19 protein-coding genes are annotated in these 16,162 nt (G+C 61.4%); 11 read left to right on the top strand and 8 right to left on the bottom strand.

All coding sequences use genetic code 11. From position 1 onward, the window contains the following. The first annotated feature begins 288 nt into the window (after window positions 1–288). Window positions 289–774, top strand: coding sequence for an acyl-CoA thioesterase (locus AC0IYN_RS10740; RefSeq protein WP_034110411.1), 486 nt, complete (start codon window positions 289–291; stop codon window positions 772–774). 36 nt (window positions 775–810) lie between these two features. On the opposite strand, the gene AC0IYN_RS10735 is transcribed toward AC0IYN_RS10740, so the two are convergent. Together AC0IYN_RS10735 and pdxY are read right to left on the bottom strand one after the other, a co-directional pair. After that, window positions 811–1,839, bottom strand: a complete 1,029-nt coding sequence (locus AC0IYN_RS10735) for a hypothetical protein (protein ID WP_406596232.1) — start codon at window positions 1,837–1,839, stop codon at window positions 811–813. A gap of 81 nt (window positions 1,840–1,920) precedes the next feature. Continuing rightward, window positions 1,921–2,793, bottom strand: a complete 873-nt coding sequence (pdxY, locus tag AC0IYN_RS10730; protein WP_034110415.1) for a pyridoxal kinase PdxY — start codon at window positions 2,791–2,793, stop codon at window positions 1,921–1,923. Between the two features lie 117 nt (window positions 2,794–2,910). Here pdxY and AC0IYN_RS10725 point away from each other — a divergent pair, with 117 nt between their 5' ends. Further along, window positions 2,911–3,306: a DUF3301 domain-containing protein gene (locus AC0IYN_RS10725; protein ID WP_406596231.1), complete on the top strand. Its 396-nt coding sequence runs from the start codon at window positions 2,911–2,913 to the stop codon at window positions 3,304–3,306. Here the strand turns inward: AC0IYN_RS10725 and AC0IYN_RS10720 are convergent. Genes AC0IYN_RS10720 through dksA form a run of 4 tightly spaced genes read right to left on the bottom strand, consistent with a single transcriptional unit; the run spans window position 3,300 to window position 6,591 of the window. Then, window positions 3,300–4,262 carry a CobW family GTP-binding protein gene (locus AC0IYN_RS10720; protein WP_471841380.1) on the bottom strand — a complete coding sequence of 321 codons (963 nt, stop codon included), beginning with the start codon at window positions 4,260–4,262 and terminating at the stop codon, window positions 3,300–3,302. The two genes, AC0IYN_RS10725 and AC0IYN_RS10720, sit on opposite strands and share 7 nt — an antisense overlap. 44 nt (window positions 4,263–4,306) lie before the next feature. Next, window positions 4,307–4,951, bottom strand: a complete 645-nt coding sequence (locus tag AC0IYN_RS10715) for a DUF1826 domain-containing protein (RefSeq protein WP_471841378.1) — start codon at window positions 4,949–4,951, stop codon at window positions 4,307–4,309. After that, window positions 4,951–6,159, bottom strand: a complete 1,209-nt coding sequence (gene zigA, locus AC0IYN_RS10710) for a zinc metallochaperone GTPase ZigA (protein ID WP_457238631.1) — start codon at window positions 6,157–6,159, stop codon at window positions 4,951–4,953. Before zigA ends, AC0IYN_RS10715 begins: the two co-directional genes overlap by 1 nt. A gap of 27 nt (window positions 6,160–6,186) precedes the next feature. After that, on the bottom strand, window positions 6,187–6,591 hold the full coding sequence (gene dksA / locus AC0IYN_RS10705; RefSeq protein ID WP_078050804.1) for an RNA polymerase-binding protein DksA: 405 nt from the start codon (window positions 6,589–6,591) through the stop codon (window positions 6,187–6,189). Between the two features lie 127 nt (window positions 6,592–6,718). Here dksA and AC0IYN_RS10700 point away from each other — a divergent pair, with 127 nt between their 5' ends. Next, on the top strand, window positions 6,719–7,087 hold the full coding sequence (locus AC0IYN_RS10700; RefSeq protein WP_025854431.1) for a hypothetical protein: 369 nt from the start codon (window positions 6,719–6,721) through the stop codon (window positions 7,085–7,087). Here AC0IYN_RS10700 and AC0IYN_RS10695 read toward each other — a convergent pair. Then, entirely contained in the window at window positions 7,084–8,286 is a 1,203-nt protein-coding gene (locus AC0IYN_RS10695) for an N-acetylmuramoyl-L-alanine amidase (protein ID WP_458376128.1), read from the bottom strand. The genes AC0IYN_RS10700 and AC0IYN_RS10695 overlap by 4 nt on opposite strands. Window positions 8,287–8,414: 128 nt before the next feature. On the opposite strand from AC0IYN_RS10695, the gene folE2 reads away from it, so the two are divergent. Genes folE2 through AC0IYN_RS10660 form a run of 7 tightly spaced genes read left to right on the top strand, consistent with a single transcriptional unit; the run spans window position 8,415 to window position 14,040 of the window. Continuing rightward, on the top strand, window positions 8,415–9,311 hold the full coding sequence (gene folE2 / locus AC0IYN_RS10690; protein WP_458376129.1) for a GTP cyclohydrolase FolE2: 897 nt from the start codon (window positions 8,415–8,417) through the stop codon (window positions 9,309–9,311). Next, entirely contained in the window at window positions 9,308–9,976 is a 669-nt protein-coding gene (locus tag AC0IYN_RS10685; RefSeq protein WP_457238634.1) for a metal ABC transporter ATP-binding protein, read from the top strand. The genes folE2 and AC0IYN_RS10685 overlap by 4 nt, the downstream gene beginning before the upstream one ends. After that, window positions 9,976–10,842, top strand: coding sequence for a metal ABC transporter permease (locus AC0IYN_RS10680; RefSeq protein WP_471841374.1), 867 nt, complete (start codon window positions 9,976–9,978; stop codon window positions 10,840–10,842). Before AC0IYN_RS10685 ends, AC0IYN_RS10680 begins: the two co-directional genes overlap by 1 nt. An 11-nt stretch (window positions 10,843–10,853) precedes the next feature. Next, window positions 10,854–11,732: a metal ABC transporter substrate-binding protein gene (locus AC0IYN_RS10675; protein ID WP_406596223.1), complete on the top strand. Its 879-nt coding sequence runs from the start codon at window positions 10,854–10,856 to the stop codon at window positions 11,730–11,732. Then, window positions 11,729–12,142: a phosphoribosyl-AMP cyclohydrolase gene (gene hisI, locus AC0IYN_RS10670; RefSeq protein WP_457266701.1), complete on the top strand. Its 414-nt coding sequence runs from the start codon at window positions 11,729–11,731 to the stop codon at window positions 12,140–12,142. Before AC0IYN_RS10675 ends, hisI begins: the two co-directional genes overlap by 4 nt. Beyond that, window positions 12,139–12,699 carry a gamma carbonic anhydrase family protein gene (locus tag AC0IYN_RS10665; protein WP_005792581.1) on the top strand — a complete coding sequence of 187 codons (561 nt, stop codon included), beginning with the start codon at window positions 12,139–12,141 and terminating at the stop codon, window positions 12,697–12,699. Before hisI ends, AC0IYN_RS10665 begins: the two co-directional genes overlap by 4 nt. 3 nt (window positions 12,700–12,702) lie before the next feature. After that, on the top strand, window positions 12,703–14,040 hold the full coding sequence (locus AC0IYN_RS10660) for a dihydroorotase (protein ID WP_406596221.1): 1,338 nt from the start codon (window positions 12,703–12,705) through the stop codon (window positions 14,038–14,040). Here AC0IYN_RS10660 and AC0IYN_RS10655 read toward each other — a convergent pair. Next, a complete protein-coding gene (locus AC0IYN_RS10655; RefSeq protein ID WP_471841370.1) occupies window positions 14,037–14,558 on the bottom strand; it encodes a DUF3617 domain-containing protein in 522 nt (173 codons plus the stop codon). The genes AC0IYN_RS10660 and AC0IYN_RS10655 overlap by 4 nt on opposite strands. Window positions 14,559–14,688: 130 nt before the next feature. Here AC0IYN_RS10655 and cls point away from each other — a divergent pair, with 130 nt between their 5' ends. Next, entirely contained in the window at window positions 14,689–16,128 is a 1,440-nt protein-coding gene (cls, locus tag AC0IYN_RS10650) for a cardiolipin synthase (protein WP_471841369.1), read from the top strand. Window positions 16,129–16,162: the final 34 nt, after the last annotated feature.

Raw genomic sequence — 16,162 nt, 5'->3', positions numbered from 1 at the left:
GAGGGGCTCCTTGAGGGTACTGGCGCTTTTCCCACTTCCGCGCGCGCCTTTGATCAGTCGCAAAGAACGGAAGGAAAAGTCTGCCTTGATCGTAAGAAATGCCCTGAGACGGGCTTTTGAAGGTTAACACCGCGACTTCCGGCAGAAAGCCGGTGCAATATATGGAAACAGATCGGTGCACGCGTGACGGCAAGCCGCCTACCGGCGTCCCGTTATGGATGGCGCTGCAAAGATTCCAGCACCCGCAGAGGTGCCCCCCAACCAATGCCTACAACCCGTGAGTGTGCTATGGAACCCGGAAACGCCCAGCTGTCGATGACGGTATTGATGACCCCTGATATGGCCAACTTCTCAGGCAATGTCCACGGCGGCACCCTGCTCAAGTACCTCGACGAAGTGGCCTACGCCTGCGCGAGCCGTTATGCCGGTCGCTATGTCGTGACGCTGTCGGTGGACCAGGTGATTTTTCGCGAACCCATCCACGTTGGCGAGCTGGTGACGTTCCTCGCATCGGTCAACTACACCGGCAACACCTCCATGGAGGTGGGCATCAAGGTGGTGACCGAGAATATCCGCGAGCGCTCGGTGCGCCATACCAACAGCTGCTTCTTCACCATGGTGGCCGTGGACGACCAGCGCAAACCGGCCGCCGTGCCACCGCTGCAACCGCACAACAGCGAAGACAAGCGCCGGTTCGTGCAGGCCCAGCAGCGCCGGCAGATCCGCCAGGAACTGGAAAAGCGCTACCAGGAAATCAAGGCAGACGCGCCGTAAGCCATTTCCTCCGTTTAGGAGCGAACAAGCCCGCTCCTACAACTGCCAGCACCCATCGTAGTGGGCACACACATCAAAGCGCTGATCCAACTGGCTCATGCGCTCCATGTGATGGTTCACGATGTCCACCATCACGGCTTTGCTGGTGTTCTTGTAGTACTGCGCCATCAACTTGTCGTTGGCCTTGACGCGCTCGACGACGGCGGCGTCCGTCGGATTCTGCCATTGTTCCAGAATCGCATCTTCGGTCCCGCTCAGGCGCATGCGGTAAACCCGCTCATAAAGCTCCAGCGTACGCGCCTTGCGGCCAGCCATTTCCTGATTCACCAGTGCGTAGTTCTGACGGAACTGAACCCAATAGGCCTCAGGTGGGGTGAAGGTGCCTAATTTCGCCTTGCGCTCGGCGATCGCTTCTTCGGTGGCTTGCGGACGTTGCGCGGTGTCGGGCTCCATCAACGTGATGAGCTGCATATGGGTTTCAACGATCGCGTTGATCAACGCGGTACGGTGAGGCGTCGCCGGGATCACCTTACCGAATATCGGGCTCTTGCCCGCACACGACGGCATGCCGTTCTCGAATATCGGCTGGGGAATGCGCACATCCTTGCCCCCAGCACGCGTCAGGCGCTGCAACGAGGTCGTGCACATGCCCCGCTCCATATCGAAGGTCACTTCATACTCTTCCCCGGCCTTTGGCGTGATGCTCATGGATTTGCCGCACACATAGCTTCCGCCATTGGTGTTGATCATCAGCATGGTTTCTTTGCCGGGTGCCAGCTTGAACTCCAGCAAGCCCCTGGCCTTGGCCGGCGGGGGCACGGACATGCCGACACGTCGGCGGGTATCGACCAGGAAAATATTGTTGAGCATGCCAGTGGTCTGGCCCATGCAGTGCTCAGCGTCGTAGACGTCGATGGTGGTGTTGGACGTATTAGAGATGAAGCGCAGCTTGGCGGCATCAGCCTCGGTGGCGTCAGGGTAAGTGCCGTTCACACTGCAACCGGCCAGCAACGACGTCAGCACCAGGGCGGTCAGCGCCCGCGGCGAAGGGAATACGAGGGACATGGATCTTCCTTGAAAGCACAGGGGACTAGGAGGCGCCCGATACTACCGGACGCCCTTGCCCTGGCTCAATGAAGAATATTCCTACAACTCAATGGGTGTGGCTTCGAAACGCACGCGAGGATGGGCAATGCGATCCTGGGCGCGTACCAGCTCAAGCTCGTAACTGGCGCAGGCCTGGGTTTCCAGCAGCACTTCATGGACCGCAGCGGCGGTGAATTCAAAGGCGGCCAGCAGGCTGTCGCCCAACAGCACCCGCGCCAGGAACAGGCCCGAGGTCAAATCGCCGACGCCCACTGGCTGACGTGGAAACGCCAGCAGCGGCCGACGCAAGTGCCAGCTGCCTTCGGCGGTCACCAGCAGCATCTCGAAACCGTCCGGTAGCTTGCCAGGGTAATCCAGATGTTTAACCAATACCGCTTTCGGTCCGCGTGCCAGCAGCGCCTTGGCCATGGCCAGGCAATCGAACAGCGATTGCGGCTTGCGCCCGGCGAAGCTGTCCAGCTCAAGCTGGTTGGGGCACAGGAAGTCGGCCATGGCCGCGGCTTCGTCCAGCAGGAAATCGCTGACTTCCTGGGGCACGATGCAGCCCTTTTCCGGATGGCCCATCACCGGGTCGCACAGATACAGGGCCTTGGGGTTGATGGCCTTGATGCGCGCTACGCCGGTCAGGATCGCACGGCCCTGATCCGCACTGCCCAGGTAACCGGACAGAATCGCATCGCAGTTGCCCAACTCACCGATGGCGGCAATGCCTTCCACCAGCGCCGGAATCTGCTGCGGCGCCAACACTTCGCCCGCCCACTGGCCATACTGGGTGTGGTTGGAGAACTGCACCGTGTTCAGCGGCCAGACGTTCACCCCGACCCGCTGCATGGGGAACACGGCGGCGCTGTTTCCGGCGTGGCCAAAGACCACATGAGACTGGATCGCAAGCAGATGAGGTGTGCGTTTCATGCAGGGGATTTCCGTAAAGCCATTGAAATTCTGGCCGCGCAGTATGCGACTAAACGCAGCCTGTACGACAGACCGGCGACACAGTTAAGCTGCTCTCACTTTGTTGGAGTCTTTCGCATGCTGACCCTGGGAAACATCTTCGTGTTGATGCTGCTGGCGACCGGTGCCGCCTGGGTGTGGCACAACCACGGCCTGCGCGAACGCGCGTTGGAGCGGGTCAAGCAGCATTGCGCCAAACTCGACATCGAACTGCTCGACGGTGCCGTGGCGCTCAAGCGCATCGGTTTTGTGAAGGATGCCAACGGTCGGCGGCGCCTGGCACGCATCTACAACTTTGAATTCACCGTGACCGGCGAAACCCGCCACCCAGGGACTATCACCCAATTCGGCGCCCACAGTGCGCAGATCGAACTGGCGCCCTATCCGTTCGAGATCAAGACACCGCTGCCTAGCGCCGATGTGATCGAGCTGAGCCAGTGGCGCCAGGACCACGGCACCAAGAACCGTCAGTAACGGCAGGCCGCCAGTGCGGCCTGCAACGCGGCCACGTCCTGTGGTTCGCTGAAAATCAATTCGATACGTGAGTCACGCCGCCATTCGCTGGTTTGCCAGGCGAGCGGGCTGTTATCCACAGCGTTGGCCGAAACCCAGCCTTCGGCGCCGTGGATAACCAACTTGGCGCGGCGCCACTCAAGGCTTGCCAGCCACCGAAGCAGGCGTTGGGCATCGAATTGCTGGCTCGGGTGCCAGCGCCAGCCGATGCTCCAGCCGCCCTCTTGGGCTTGGCTCAGGCAGATCGGTTGCGCAGGGTCACTCCAGATTGCCGGTATTTGCGCCAACCCCTTGGGCACGTCGAAGTTATCCAAAGCCGCTGCGGCCTGCGCATTCAGGCCCGGTAACTGCGCCAGCGGCAAATGCGCCTGGCGGGTCCAGTACAACGGGCAGTCAGGTAACTGCTGTTCAATTGCCTGGCGCTGCGCAGCGTCCAGCGCTTCATCCTTGTTCAATACCAATAGCCCGGCACTCGCCAGGGCTTCCTGCTGCGTTGGCGGCAAGGGCTTGCCCGCCGCCAGCGCCTGGGCATCCAGCACCAGCACACAGGGCTGCACCGCCAGGACGTCATGCCACGGCGCCTCTCGCAGTTGTTTGAGCAATTGCGCCGGATGGCCCAGGCCCGAGGGTTCGATGAATAGCCGATCCGGCTTGGCCTTACGCAACAACCGACCCAGTCCTACCTGAAACGGAGCGCCATTCACGCAGCACAGGCAGCCGCCTGCAACCTCGCCCAGGGCTATGCCGTCGCTGTCCTGAGTGAGCAAGGCAGCGTCCAGGCCGATCTGCCCGAACTCGTTGATCAGCACGGCCCAGCGCTCATTGGCCGGGCGCTGGGCGAGCAGGTGCTTGATAAGGCTGGTCTTGCCGGCCCCCAAGGGCCCGGCAATCACGTGGGTGGGAATGTTCTGCAGCATGAGGGGCATCGTTCGGACCGTGTAGAGCGTTTGATCCTACGCGGTTATGCGAGCCAATCCAGTGTCAGGATCAATCGACGCTCGTCAGCCTTGAGTGCGGGTGAACGGTGAATCAGGCCGTAACCTTCGTTGCCCTGCCATTTGGTGCCCTTGAGCAGGGCGACTTCGCCGCAGTGGAACTGTTCGATCTTGTCACTGGGTTCGGCGTCCGGCTGGCTCAGTCTACGACGGTCCATCACGCCTTCACGCAACCACTGGCTGCCGACCCCGGCATAGGTGGTGATCAGCCGCACCGGTACATGGTCGACATGAAAACGCGGGCACATGGCTTTATCCAACAGGCGCAAGCGCACGCCGATACGCTTGGCGCCCAGCAAACAGGCGAACGCGCTGACCAGCCAAGACACATCGGCGATAAAGCCTTCGTAGCCTTCCAGATCGCGGCAACTGGACGCCAGCCCCTGCACGTTGGGCACGGCGTCTTCGTCGTTGAGTTCTACCACCATGGAATCCGCCAACGGCTCGTTGAGCGCCACCAGCAAGGCGCCGAACTCGGCGATATGCAGGGGCAACTGGCGCTGCCACACCGCCAGGTTGACGCCATCTTCAAGGATGTCGGACAGCGCCAGCGGGGTTTCACCATAGGTCTGGCGAATCACGGGACGCAGGGGAATCACCGGGGCCAGCATCAGGCGGCTGCCTCCTCATACCAGGGGCCAAAGGGATCGGCCAGCAAGCGCCAACCTTCGACGCCCTGGGCCATTTCTTCATCGTTGAGCAAGCAGGCGTCCAGCTCCGCGCGCAGTTGGGTGAAGTCGATGTTCTGACCGATAAACACCAGTTCCTGGCGGCAGTCACCGGTGCTCAGTTGCCAGTTGCCCATGATCGCCGCGACACTTTCTTCGTCCTGAGGCCACTGGCTTTTCGGCACAAAGCGCCACCAGCGACCGGCAAACCCATGGCGCATCAAGCCGCCGGCCTGGGACCAACTGCCCGCATCCTGGTGCTTGCTGGCCAGCCAGAAAAAGCCTTTGGAGCGCAGCAGTTTGCCGTTGACCCACGGGCGGTCGATAAAGTCGAAAAAACGCTGCGGATGAAAGGGACGCCGCGCGCGGTAAGCGGTGGAGGCGATGCCGTACTCTTCGGTTTCCGGCACATGTTCTCCGCGCAACTCCTGCAGCCAGCCCGGCGCTTGAGCTGCGCGTTCAAAATCGAAGCGGCCGGTGTTGAGGATCTTGTTCAGGGGCACTTCACCCATGACCATCGGGATGATTTCCGCCTGGGCATTCAGGCGCTCGAGGATCGCCATCAATTCTTCGCGCTCGCGGCTGCTGATCAGGTCGATCTTGCTGATAAGGATCACGTCGGCAAATTCGATCTGTTCGATCAGCAGGTCGGTGATGGAGCGTTCGTCTTCTTCACCGAGGGTCTCCCCGCGCGAGGCCAGGCTTTCGGCGGCCTGGTAATCGAGCAGGAAGTTCATGCCGTCGACCACCGTGACCATGGTGTCCAGGCGTGCGATATCGGCCAGGCTTTGCTCGTTTTCATCGCGAAAGGTGAAGGTTTCGGCCACCGGCAAGGGCTCGGAGATGCCGGTGGACTCGATCAGCAGGTAATCGAACCGACCTTCCTTGGCGAGTTTTCCGACTTCTTCCAGCAAGTCTTCACGCAAGGTGCAGCAGATGCAGCCGTTGCTCATCTCCACCAGCTTTTCTTCGGCGCGGTTGAGGGTGACGTCACGCTGGACTTCGCTGCCGTCGATGTTGATTTCGCTCATGTCGTTGACGATCACCGCCACCCGCAGGTTTTCGCGGTTGCGCAGGACGTAATTGAGCAGCGTGCTTTTACCGGCGCCGAGAAAGCCGGACAACACGGTCACAGGGAGACGATTGGGCATCAGGTATTCCTCATCAGGGTTGGCCGGTCAAATCGCCCGTTTATGGCGTTCGCGCAGCTCTTCACGTTCTTTGGCTTCGATACACAGCGTGGCGGTGGGACGTAGCAGCAGGCGTTGCAGGCCGATGGGCTCACCGGTCTCGCGGCACCAGCCGTATTCCCCACGGACCAACAACTCGAGCGCGTCGTCGATCTTGTCCAACAGCTTTTTTTCCCGTTCGAGCAGGCGCAGTTGCCATTGCCGCTGTTCTTCGGCGCTGCCCACATCGGCCGGGTCGCTGTTGGTTTCCTGTTCACGCAGCGCCATGAACTCGGCGTCTATACGTACTTGCAGCTCATTGCGCTGGATCAGCAACAACTCGCGGAAGAAGCCTTGCTGGGCTTCGTTCATGTAGTCGGCGGGTGGCTGGGCCAGCAGGTCTTGTTCGGTCATGGGGAGCGGTTCACGGGTCAGGCTGTGCTTTAATGTTATAGTATAACAATGCAAATAAGCCAATCCACTCTTGCTCACCTCGACGAAGGGCGCAATGCTTGACCACTTCCCTGCTGTGAGAAACCCGATGAAATACCTGGTGTGCGCCCTGTTGTTGGCAACGGCCGGAACGGCTTGCGCCCAGGTACCCAACCTGCTGGCCAACTGCACGCGCAGCGCTAATCTGCTGGCCTGCGTCGATCCCCTGGGCAATGCCTACAGCGTGGCGACGGTCGGCAGCACCACGTATTTGCGCGGGTACGAGGTGATCGGCAAACGCTACTGGGCACAGACCAACAGCCGCTACGGGCAACTGACGTTCTTTACCGGGTTGGCGTCGGACGGTGAGGCGTGGGTGGGCTATACGCGGCGTGTGGGCTGGACCACCCTCAACCGGTTTTCCAGTTCGGGTGGCGCCAGCGCCAAATTCACCTGCAGCCGTATAACCGGCTGTTAGACCTGGCCGTTCTTCTGTTCCTGCACCCACGCCATGTAGCTGTTCATGGGTGGGTTCTTCTGGAAGTACTTTTTCAGGCCTTCGAACAGGCCATCGGCAACCGCCTGTTGATGCCGCGCGGTGACCAGGCGGGCGCTGTCGCGCGCATTAGAGATAAACCCGGTTTCCACCAGGATCGAAGGCACGTCCGGTGACTTGAGCACCGCGAATCCCGCCTGCTCCACGCGCTTCTGATGCAGGCTGGTGATGCCTTCCAGGCTGCCCAGGATCGAGTTGCCCAGTTGCAGGCTGGAGGCAATCGTGGCGTTCATCGACATATCCAGAATCACCCCGGCCAGCATCGGGTCCTTGTCCTTCAGATTGAGCAGGCTGGTGGCGCCGAGCAGGTCAGCGCCGTTTTCCCGCTGCGCCATGAAGCGTGCGGTGGCTGAAGTTGCGCCGCCTTCGGACAAGGCATACACCGAAGCGCCCGACGCAGTGACCCTCGGCGCCGCATCCGCATGCACGGAGATAAACATGTCGGCATTGTGCTTGTGGGCGATCTCCACCCGTTTACGCAGCGGCACGAAGAAGTCGTCGTTGCGCACCAACTTCACGTCAAAACCCTTCTCGCGTTTCAAGCGTTTGGCCAACAGCTGGGCGATGGACAACACCACGTCTTTTTCGCGCTGGCCTTTGGAGCCGACGGCGCCTGGGTCCTTGCCGCCATGGCCGGGGTCGACCACCACGATGATGTCGCGCTTGGGGTGCGCCTTATCCACCAGGGGCTTGGGTTCTGCCGCAATTTGACGAGGCGCCTGCGTCGCGCTGGTCAGGTCCAGCACCAGGCGATGGCCCTGACCCTCCTGGGGCGGCAACAGAAAGCTGTTGAGCTGCATCGGCGCCGCGAGGTCGAGCACGATGCGCGTATCGCCTTTGCCGAAATGCCCCGAACGGATCGACGTGATCCCGCTGTTCGTCAGCGCCAGTTGAGAGAAATCACCACTGAGCCCGGCGCCGCTCAAGTCAATGATCAAGCGTTCCGGCGCGCTCAGGGTAAAGGTCTTGTACTGCACCGGGCCGCTGAGGTCGAACACCAGCCGCAGCTTGTCGTCCGAGCGCCACAGGCGGGCGTTGCGTATCTGCGCGGCATGGGCCGCAAACGGCAAGGTGAAAAGAGGGCTGGCCAGAAGCAGGTTCAGGAGCTGACGTCTGTGCATGAAAAATACCGCAAATAAAGGAGCGTCCCTGCTCGACATGACTGAAAAAAGGCTGGAGCAGAAAAATCATCGTCGACTCAATAGTTATAATATAACATGTCTTTTTATTTCCAACGATGGACCTGCTCATGAATGCGCTGACTCTGCCGGATATCGCCGCGCAGGCTTCACGCCAAGCCTTGCCGCTCGACTGGGTGGGCATGTGCGGCATCGCCCTGCCGATCCTCATCGACGGGCAGCAACTGACCGCCACCGCCGATGCCGGTGTGAGCCTGGACGACGGCGCCGCCCGTGGCATTCATATGTCACGCCTGTACCTGGCGCTGGAGATGCTCGACCAGCAGCCTCTTACGCCTGCACTTCTGCGTAATGTACTGCAGCGTTTTCTCGACAGTCATGAAGGTTTATCTAATAACGCCTACCTGCGGATCCACACCGATTTACTGCTCAAACGCCCGGCACTGGTCAGCCCGCTGGCTGGTTGGAAGGGCTACCCGGTGAGCATCGAAGCGCGCCTGGAAAACCAGATGTTCCACGTGGAACTAAAAATTGACGTTACTTATTCCTCGACTTGCCCTTGCTCCGCTGCCCTCGCCAGGCAATTGATTCAGCAGCAATTTCTCGAAGACTTCGCCGACACACCGTTGCAGCATGAAGACGTATTGTCCTGGCTTGGCAGCGCCAATGGCATTGTCGCTACGCCCCACAGTCAGCGCAGCAGCGCGCAACTGCTGATCGCATTGGACGGCGACCAACCCAGCCTGCCCATCACCGAGCTGATCAATGACGTCGAAGCCGCCCTCGGCACCGCCGTACAAACCGCCGTAAAGCGCGCGGATGAACAAGCTTTTGCCCTGGCCAACGGGCAGAACCTGATGTTCTGCGAAGACGCCGCTCGCCGCCTGAACCTCGCCTTGAAATGCTCGGATGCCGTCAAAGCCTTCCACCTGAAAGTGATCCACGCCGAAAGCCTGCACGCGCACGATGCCGTGGCTGAAAGCCGCTGGACGAGAAACCCTGCATGATCACCTGCACCGCATTGCGTTGGGGCGCCCCAGGCCAACCGCTGACGCCCGCCATGGATCTCACGCTGGAAAGAGGCAGCCTCACCGGCATCATTGGCGCCAACGGCACCGGTAAAAGCAGCCTGCTCAAAGTCATCGCCGGTCTGCAAAAGCCCTTGGCGGGCAACGTCACGGTGGATGTTCCACGCCGTGGCGGCCTGTCGTTTCTGCCCCAGCAGCAGCACTTGGACCGACAATTTCCCATCAGCCTGCAGGAACTGGTCGCTGCCGGTTTCTGGGGTACGCAACTTTCCCCGCAGCAACGCAGCCAGCGCCTTGCAGCGGTTTTGGAGGACTGGTGCCTCAGCGGCCTGGAGCACCGCCCGTTGATGGCCTTATCCGGTGGCGAGTTGCAACGCGCCCTGCTCGCCCGCATGAGCCTGGCCGAAGCGCCGGTGCTGTTGCTCGACGAGCCTCACGCAGCTCTCGATGAAGAAGGCCAGGCGCTGTGCTGGAAACACATCCATGCCTGGCACGACGCAGGCCGCACGCTGATCGTCGTCTGCCATGACCTAGCGTCCGTGCGCCATCACACCCAGCAAGTGGTGCAGATCAAAAACACCGGCTGCCTCTTCGGCCCGAGCAAAGAGCTCATCCGCCCACAGCCACAGATGCAGGTGGCCTGATGCATTTCGCCGCCCACCTGTGGATGCCTTTTGTTGATTTCGTCTTTATGCGCCGCGCCCTCATCGGCGGGTTGGTGCTCGCCTGCAGCACCGCGCCACTGGGAGTGTTCCTGATCCTGCGGCGCATGAGCCTGATCGGTGACGCGGTGGCCCATGGCATCCTGCCTGGGGCGGCCCTCGGCTTCTGGTTCGCCGGCCTCAGCCTGCCCGCCCTGACCATCGGCGGCCTCGGTGCCGGCTTGAGCATGGCCGGCCTGTCCGCCTGGATCACTCGTCGTACCGGCCTGCGCGAAGACGCCAGCCTCGCGGCCATCTACCCCATCTCCCTCGCCGCCGGCGTACTGATCCTGGGCCTCGCCGGCAAACGCCTGGACTTGCTCCACCTGCTGTTCGGCTCCGCCCTGGCCGTGGATGAAACCACCCTCACCGGCATGCTCTGGGTCTCCAGCTTCAGCCTGATCGCCATGGCCGCGATCTACAAACCGCTGCTGCTGGACACCCTCGACCCTCTGTTCCTGCAGACCATCAGCCGCCTCGGCCCGTTGGCCCACGGTTTGTTCCTGACCCTGGTGGTGCTGAACCTGGTGATCGGCTTCCAGGCAATCGGTGCATTGATGGTGGTGGGATTGATGATGCTGCCCGCCATCGCTTCACGTTTCTGGAGCCGGCGGCTGCCGGTGCTGATCGCGGTATCGGCGGTGCTGGGATGCCTGTCGGTATGGCTGGGCCTGTTGTTGTCGTTCTACTACTCGCTGCCCAGCGGCCCGGCCATCGTGCTGGTGGCGGGCGCCGGGTACCTGGTGTCCGTGATCTTCGGTCCGGTGCACGGTTTGCTGCGCCGCCCGCCCTTGCTGTCATCCCAATGAGGTGTTTCCCGATGCGCGCTCTACTCGTGCTATTCAGTCTCGTCCTGTCGTTATCGACGGCTCAGGCCGCAGACAAACTCCAGGTGGTTACCAGCTTCAGCATCCTGGATGACATCACCCACCAGATCGGTGGCGATCACATCCAAATAAGCAACATGGTCGGCCCCGACGCCGATGCCCATACCTACGAGCCAACACCCGACGATGCCAAGGCGCTGCTCAACGCCAAGGTCATCATCAAGAATGGCCTGGGCTTCGAGCCGTGGCTGGACCGCCTGGTGACCAGCACCGAAACCAAGGCCACCGTGGTCACCGCGAGCAAAGGCGTGATCTCCCACACCATGGAAGAGGACGGCGAAACCATCCCCGACCCGCACGCCTGGCATAACCTGGCCAACGCCGAAATCTACGTGAACAACATCACCAAGGCGCTGGTGGCCGCCGACCCGGCAAACAAGGCCGACTACCTGCGCAACAGCCAGGCCTACCTGAAAGAAATCTACCGGCTGCTGGCCGAAGCCAAGACCAAGTTCGGCGCTCTACCCGCCGGTAACCGTCGCATCGTCACCTCCCACGACGCCTTCGGCTACCTGGGCCAGGCGTACGGCATTGAGTTCCTCGCGCCACAGGGTTTGTCCACTGAACGCGAGCCGTCCGCCGCCGAAGTCGCCGCGCTAATCACTCAGATCCGCAAAGACAAAGTCAAAGCCGTGTTCATGGAAAACATCAAGGACTCGCGCCTGCTCCAGCAGATCGCTGACGAAAGTGGCGCGCAGATAGGCGGCACGCTGTATTCCGATGCCCTCGCGGCACAAGGCCCGGCCAGCACCTTCACCGGGCTGTTCGAATACAACCTCAACACGTTGTGCGCGGCCCTGAGCAAGCCATGAGCGTAAGCATGCTCGACCTGGAAGGGGCTGCCGCCGGCAGCCGCTTTCCACTTCAACCTGTCTTCGATGCGCTGCCATGGAACAGCGATGGCCTGATCGCCGCCATCGCCCAGCAACACCGCAGCGGCGAAGTCCTGATGCTGGCCTGGATGAACCGCCAGGCCCTCAAGGAAACCCTGGCCACCGGGCAAGTCTGCTACTGGTCGCGCTCGCGCCAGCAGTTATGGCGCAAGGGGGAAAGCTCGGGTCACGGGCAGCAACTGATCGAGGCACGCCTCGATTGCGACGGCGACGCCGTATTGCTGATCGTCGACCAGCAAGGCCCGGCTTGCCACACCAGTCGGCCCACCTGTTTCTACAACGCTATCGATGGCGACTACATTCACATCCTCACGGAGCCCCGCGCATGATCCGCAAGAACCCTTCCGGCGACCTGCCAGTGATTGCCGAATCGGCCTACGTCGACAAGACCGCGATCATCTGCGGCAAAGTCATCATTGGCGAAAACGTCTTCGTCGGCCCCTATGCCGTGATCCGCGCCGACGAAGTAGACGCCAGCGGCGCCATGGACCCGATCACCATCGGCGCCAATTCCAATATCCAGGACGGCGTGGTCATCCACTCCAAGTCTGGTGCGGCGGTGACTATCGGCGAATTCACCTCGATTGCGCACCGCTCCATCGTGCACGGCCCCTGCACGGTTGGCGACCGCGTGTTCATCGGCTTCAACAGCGTGCTGTTCAATTGCGCCGTGGGCGACGGCTGTGTGGTGCGCCACAACTCGGTGGTCGACGGCCGCGACTTGCCTGCTGCCTTCTATGTGCCCTCCACCACCCGCATCGGGCCCAACACCGACCTGTCGCAATTCCCGCCAGTGAGTGTGAGCGCCTCGGAGTTTTCCGAAGACGTGGCCCGTACCAATGTCGATTTGGTGCGCGGCTACAAAGCCCTGCAAAACGAGTTCTGAACCATGAGCCGCCTACTGATCCGCAATGCCCGCCTGGTGAACGAAGGCCAGGAGTTCGACGCTGATGTGCTGGTCGCCAACGGCCGGATCGAGAAGATTGCCAGCAGCATCGAAGGCTGCAACGCCCCCGTGGCCATCGACGCTCAGGGCCAATGGCTGCTGCCGGGCATGATCGATGACCAGGTGCACTTTCGCGACCCCGGCGCACCGGACAAAGGCAGCTTCTACAGTGAATCACGCGCGGCGGTGGCCGGCGGTATCACCAGTTTCATGGACATGCCCAATACCAGCCCCGCCACCCTGAGCCTGGAGGCCCTGGCGGATAAAAAGCGCCGGGCGGCCCTGCACTCAGTAGCCAACTATGGCTTTCACTTTGGCGTGAGCAACGACAACCTCGACACGGTCGCAGCTCTCGATCCGCGCGCAGTGGCCGGGGTCAAAGTGTTCATGGGCGCCTCCACCGGCAACATGTTGGTGGATGACCCACGGATCCTCGAGCGGCTATTTGCCGAAGTGCCCACCCTTCTGCTGGCCCACTGCGAACACACGCCGAGCATCCTGGCCAACGAACAACGCCTGCGCGAACGCTTCGGCGACAAAATTCCACCTGTCGCCCACCCACTGATCCGGGATGCCGAGGCGTGTTATCGCTCGTCGTCCTTCGCCGTGGAATTGGCGCAGCGCTTCGGCACGCGCCTGCATGTGCTGCACCTGACCAGCGCTCGCGAATTGAGCCTGTTCGAAGACAAGCCCCTGGCGGAAAAACGCATCACAGCGGAAGTTTGCGTGCACCACCTGCTGTTTGATGACCGCGACTATCACCGCCTCGGTCACCAGATCAAATGCAACCCGGCGATCAAGACTCGCGCCGACCGCGACGCGCTACGCCAGGCCTTATTGAGTGACCGTCTGGATGTGATTGGCACTGACCATGCACCGCATACCTGGGCACAAAAACAGTTGAGCTATCGTGAAGCGCCGTCGGGTTTGCCCCTGGTGCAGCACGCGCTACCGGCGTTGTTGGAGTTGGTGGCCGATGGGCTGCTGCCGCTGACCACCCTGGTGGCGAAAACCAGTCACCGCGTGGCCGACCTGTTCGCCATCCCGGATCGGGGTTATCTACGCGAGGGTTATTGGGCCGACCTGGTGGTGATCAAACCGGAGCCTGCCGGCAAACCGGTCAGTAGCCAACCGGTCCTGGCCCGCTGCGGCTGGACGCCCTTCGCCGAGCGCAGTTTGCGCCACAGCGTCAGCACCACGCTGGTCTCCGGCCACCTGGCTTGGCACAACGGCCAGGTGGTCGACAGCTGCCAGGGCTTGCCCCTGCACTTCTTGCGTTAGGCGCGCGGCTTGACCGTACCGCAATCGTTGCCCAGCCACTGGGCGTGACTGTCGAGGCTGCCCTTTTGCTGGACACCGGTGGCATTGAAGGTGCCGTTGACGGTGGTGGTGAACTCTTTCTGGCTCTGGAACGTGGCGACGCCCGTGCCCTGGGCTTTCGGGCAACTGAAGCGGAATTTCCACTGGTTGCCGGTCTTGTCGGTCACTTCCTGTTTGCAGCCCGACTGCGGGTCGGTCAGGGGGATCGAGTCGGAGGCGACCTGTGCCGGTGTCAGGCACACCTGCACACCTTTACCGGCCATGGTAATACCTTGTTTCTCCAGCATGGCGCTCTGTTCGGGGGTCATCTGTTGCTTGAGTTGACCGAGGATCAGCGACAGGTCCGGCAGGTCCTGGTTATCGACTTTCATATTGCTGGTGGTCAATTCCCACAAGCCCGGCGCCAGCATCTGCGCCTGTGCGGCCATAGGCAGCGCCAAACCAGTAACCATGGCTAAACAGAGCAAACGAGCATTCATCGGGTAACTCCTGGGCAATTGTTGGCGTTAGACGCCGCAAAGCGGCCAGTGTTGCACGGCAAATAAAATAGCGACATTCGCGACCGAACATGGTCTGTTAGGCACTGGATTGCCTGGAGTACCGTCGTCCATGGATTTTTTTGGCCCGCACCTGCTCGCCTACTTCATTGCCACGCTGCATTTTCTCGGGACCCTCGCCGCGATCCACGCGGTGCTGACCGTCAGGACCGCCCAAGGCTCGATCGCCTGGGCCTTGTCGCTGATGTTCATGCCCTATCTCACGCTGATCCCCTACCTGATCTTCGGCCGCAGCACCTTTGACGCCTACATCCAGGCACGACGCCAAGCCAACCAGGAAATGCACACCGCCATTACCGCGCTGAACTGGCGCCCCTGGGTCGAAGAAGCCCTGGCCGCGCGCAACTCCAGCGCCTACGGCTCGCTGCGCGCCATGCCCAAGCTGGGCCGCATGCCGTGCCTGGCCAATAATGAAGTGCGCTTGTTGATCAATGGCGAAGCCACCTTCAGCGCGATCTTCGAGGCGATTCGCAACGCCAAGACCGCGGTGCTGTTTCAGTTTTTTATCATTCATGACGACGAACTCGGCCGTCAACTGCACGCCTTACTGAAGGAAAAAGCTGCGGAGGGCGTGGACATCCACGTGCTCTACGACCGTATCGGCAGCCACGCCCTGCCCCACCGGTATGTGCAATCGCTGCGCGACGCCGGGGTGAAAGTCAAAGCCTTCGCCACCCGCAGCGGCTGGCTCAATCGCTTCCAGGTCAACTTCCGCAACCACCGCAAGATCGTGGTGGTGGACGGCATCACCGGGTTTGTCGGCGGGCATAATGTCGGCGATGAATACCTGGGCAAGAAGCCACCGCTGGCACCGTGGCGCGATACCCATGTACAGGTCACAGGACCGGTGGTCGCGTGCTTGCAGGAGTCGTTCGCCGAAGATTGGTTCTGGGCCGCGCGCGAGTTGCCGCCGCTGATCCTGCCAGATGCCTACCCTGAGGACGGGGTGCTCTGCCAACTGCTTGCCAGCGGCCCGGCCGACCCGTATGAAACCTGCTCGCTGTTTTTCGTCGAGGCCATCCACGCGGCGACCGAACGCGTGTGGATCACCAGCCCGTATTTCGTCCCCGACGAAGCCGTGTTTGCCGCACTGCGCCTGGCAGTGTTGCGTGGCGTGGACGTACGCCTGCTGCTGCCGTCGCGGCCCGACCACCGCATCGTCTACGCCGCCTCCAGCCTTTACGCGATCGAAGCCGTACGCGCCGGCGTGCGGGTGTTCCGCTATACGCCAGGGTTTCTGCATCAGAAGGTGGTGTTGGTAGACCGAGAAATCAGCGCCATTGGCAGTGCGAACATGGACAACCGATCATTCCGGCTGAATTTCGAAGTGATGTTACTGACAGTCGACGAAGCCTTCGCCCAGGAAGTCGAGCAGATGCTGCTCGACGATTTCGCCCTGGCCCACGAAGTCAGCCAAGAAGAAAGCCGCGAAACCCGCCGCCTTCAACAACTGGGCATGCGAGTCGCGCGGCTTATTTCACCGATTCTCTAACAAATAACCCAATACCCACTGTAGGAGCTGGCTT

The organism is Pseudomonas sp. AC112, assembly GCF_979253545.1.
The sequence above is the reverse complement of the archived record's forward strand: the minus strand, read 5'-3'. Positions and strand labels throughout refer to the sequence as shown.

What these genes read in the sequence shown, in the direction of transcription:
- AC0IYN_RS10740 (WP_034110411.1), top strand. Translation starts at nt 289, where the DNA reads ATGGAACCCGGAAACGCCCAGCTGTCGATGACGGTATTGATGACCCCT.
- AC0IYN_RS10735 (WP_406596232.1), bottom strand. Translation starts at nt 1,839, where the DNA reads ATGTCCCTCGTATTCCCTTCGCCGCGGGCGCTGACCGCCCTGGTGCTG.
- pdxY (WP_034110415.1), bottom strand. Translation starts at nt 2,793, where the DNA reads ATGAAACGCACACCTCATCTGCTTGCGATCCAGTCTCATGTGGTCTTT.
- AC0IYN_RS10725 (WP_406596231.1), top strand. Translation starts at nt 2,911, where the DNA reads ATGCTGACCCTGGGAAACATCTTCGTGTTGATGCTGCTGGCGACCGGT.
- AC0IYN_RS10720 (WP_471841380.1), bottom strand. Translation starts at nt 4,262, where the DNA reads ATGCTGCAGAACATTCCCACCCACGTGATTGCCGGGCCCTTGGGGGCC.
- AC0IYN_RS10715 (WP_471841378.1), bottom strand. Translation starts at nt 4,951, where the DNA reads ATGCTGGCCCCGGTGATTCCCCTGCGTCCCGTGATTCGCCAGACCTAT.
- zigA (WP_457238631.1), bottom strand. Translation starts at nt 6,159, where the DNA reads ATGCCCAATCGTCTCCCTGTGACCGTGTTGTCCGGCTTTCTCGGCGCC.
- dksA (WP_078050804.1), bottom strand. Translation starts at nt 6,591, where the DNA reads ATGACCGAACAAGACCTGCTGGCCCAGCCACCCGCCGACTACATGAAC.
- AC0IYN_RS10700 (WP_025854431.1), top strand. Translation starts at nt 6,719, where the DNA reads ATGAAATACCTGGTGTGCGCCCTGTTGTTGGCAACGGCCGGAACGGCT.
- AC0IYN_RS10695 (WP_458376128.1), bottom strand. Translation starts at nt 8,286, where the DNA reads ATGCACAGACGTCAGCTCCTGAACCTGCTTCTGGCCAGCCCTCTTTTC.
- folE2 (WP_458376129.1), top strand. Translation starts at nt 8,415, where the DNA reads ATGAATGCGCTGACTCTGCCGGATATCGCCGCGCAGGCTTCACGCCAA.
- AC0IYN_RS10685 (WP_457238634.1), top strand. Translation starts at nt 9,308, where the DNA reads ATGATCACCTGCACCGCATTGCGTTGGGGCGCCCCAGGCCAACCGCTG.
- AC0IYN_RS10680 (WP_471841374.1), top strand. Translation starts at nt 9,976, where the DNA reads ATGCATTTCGCCGCCCACCTGTGGATGCCTTTTGTTGATTTCGTCTTT.
- AC0IYN_RS10675 (WP_406596223.1), top strand. Translation starts at nt 10,854, where the DNA reads ATGCGCGCTCTACTCGTGCTATTCAGTCTCGTCCTGTCGTTATCGACG.
- hisI (WP_457266701.1), top strand. Translation starts at nt 11,729, where the DNA reads ATGAGCGTAAGCATGCTCGACCTGGAAGGGGCTGCCGCCGGCAGCCGC.
- AC0IYN_RS10665 (WP_005792581.1), top strand. Translation starts at nt 12,139, where the DNA reads ATGATCCGCAAGAACCCTTCCGGCGACCTGCCAGTGATTGCCGAATCG.
- AC0IYN_RS10660 (WP_406596221.1), top strand. Translation starts at nt 12,703, where the DNA reads ATGAGCCGCCTACTGATCCGCAATGCCCGCCTGGTGAACGAAGGCCAG.
- AC0IYN_RS10655 (WP_471841370.1), bottom strand. Translation starts at nt 14,558, where the DNA reads ATGAATGCTCGTTTGCTCTGTTTAGCCATGGTTACTGGTTTGGCGCTG.
- cls (WP_471841369.1), top strand. Translation starts at nt 14,689, where the DNA reads ATGGATTTTTTTGGCCCGCACCTGCTCGCCTACTTCATTGCCACGCTG.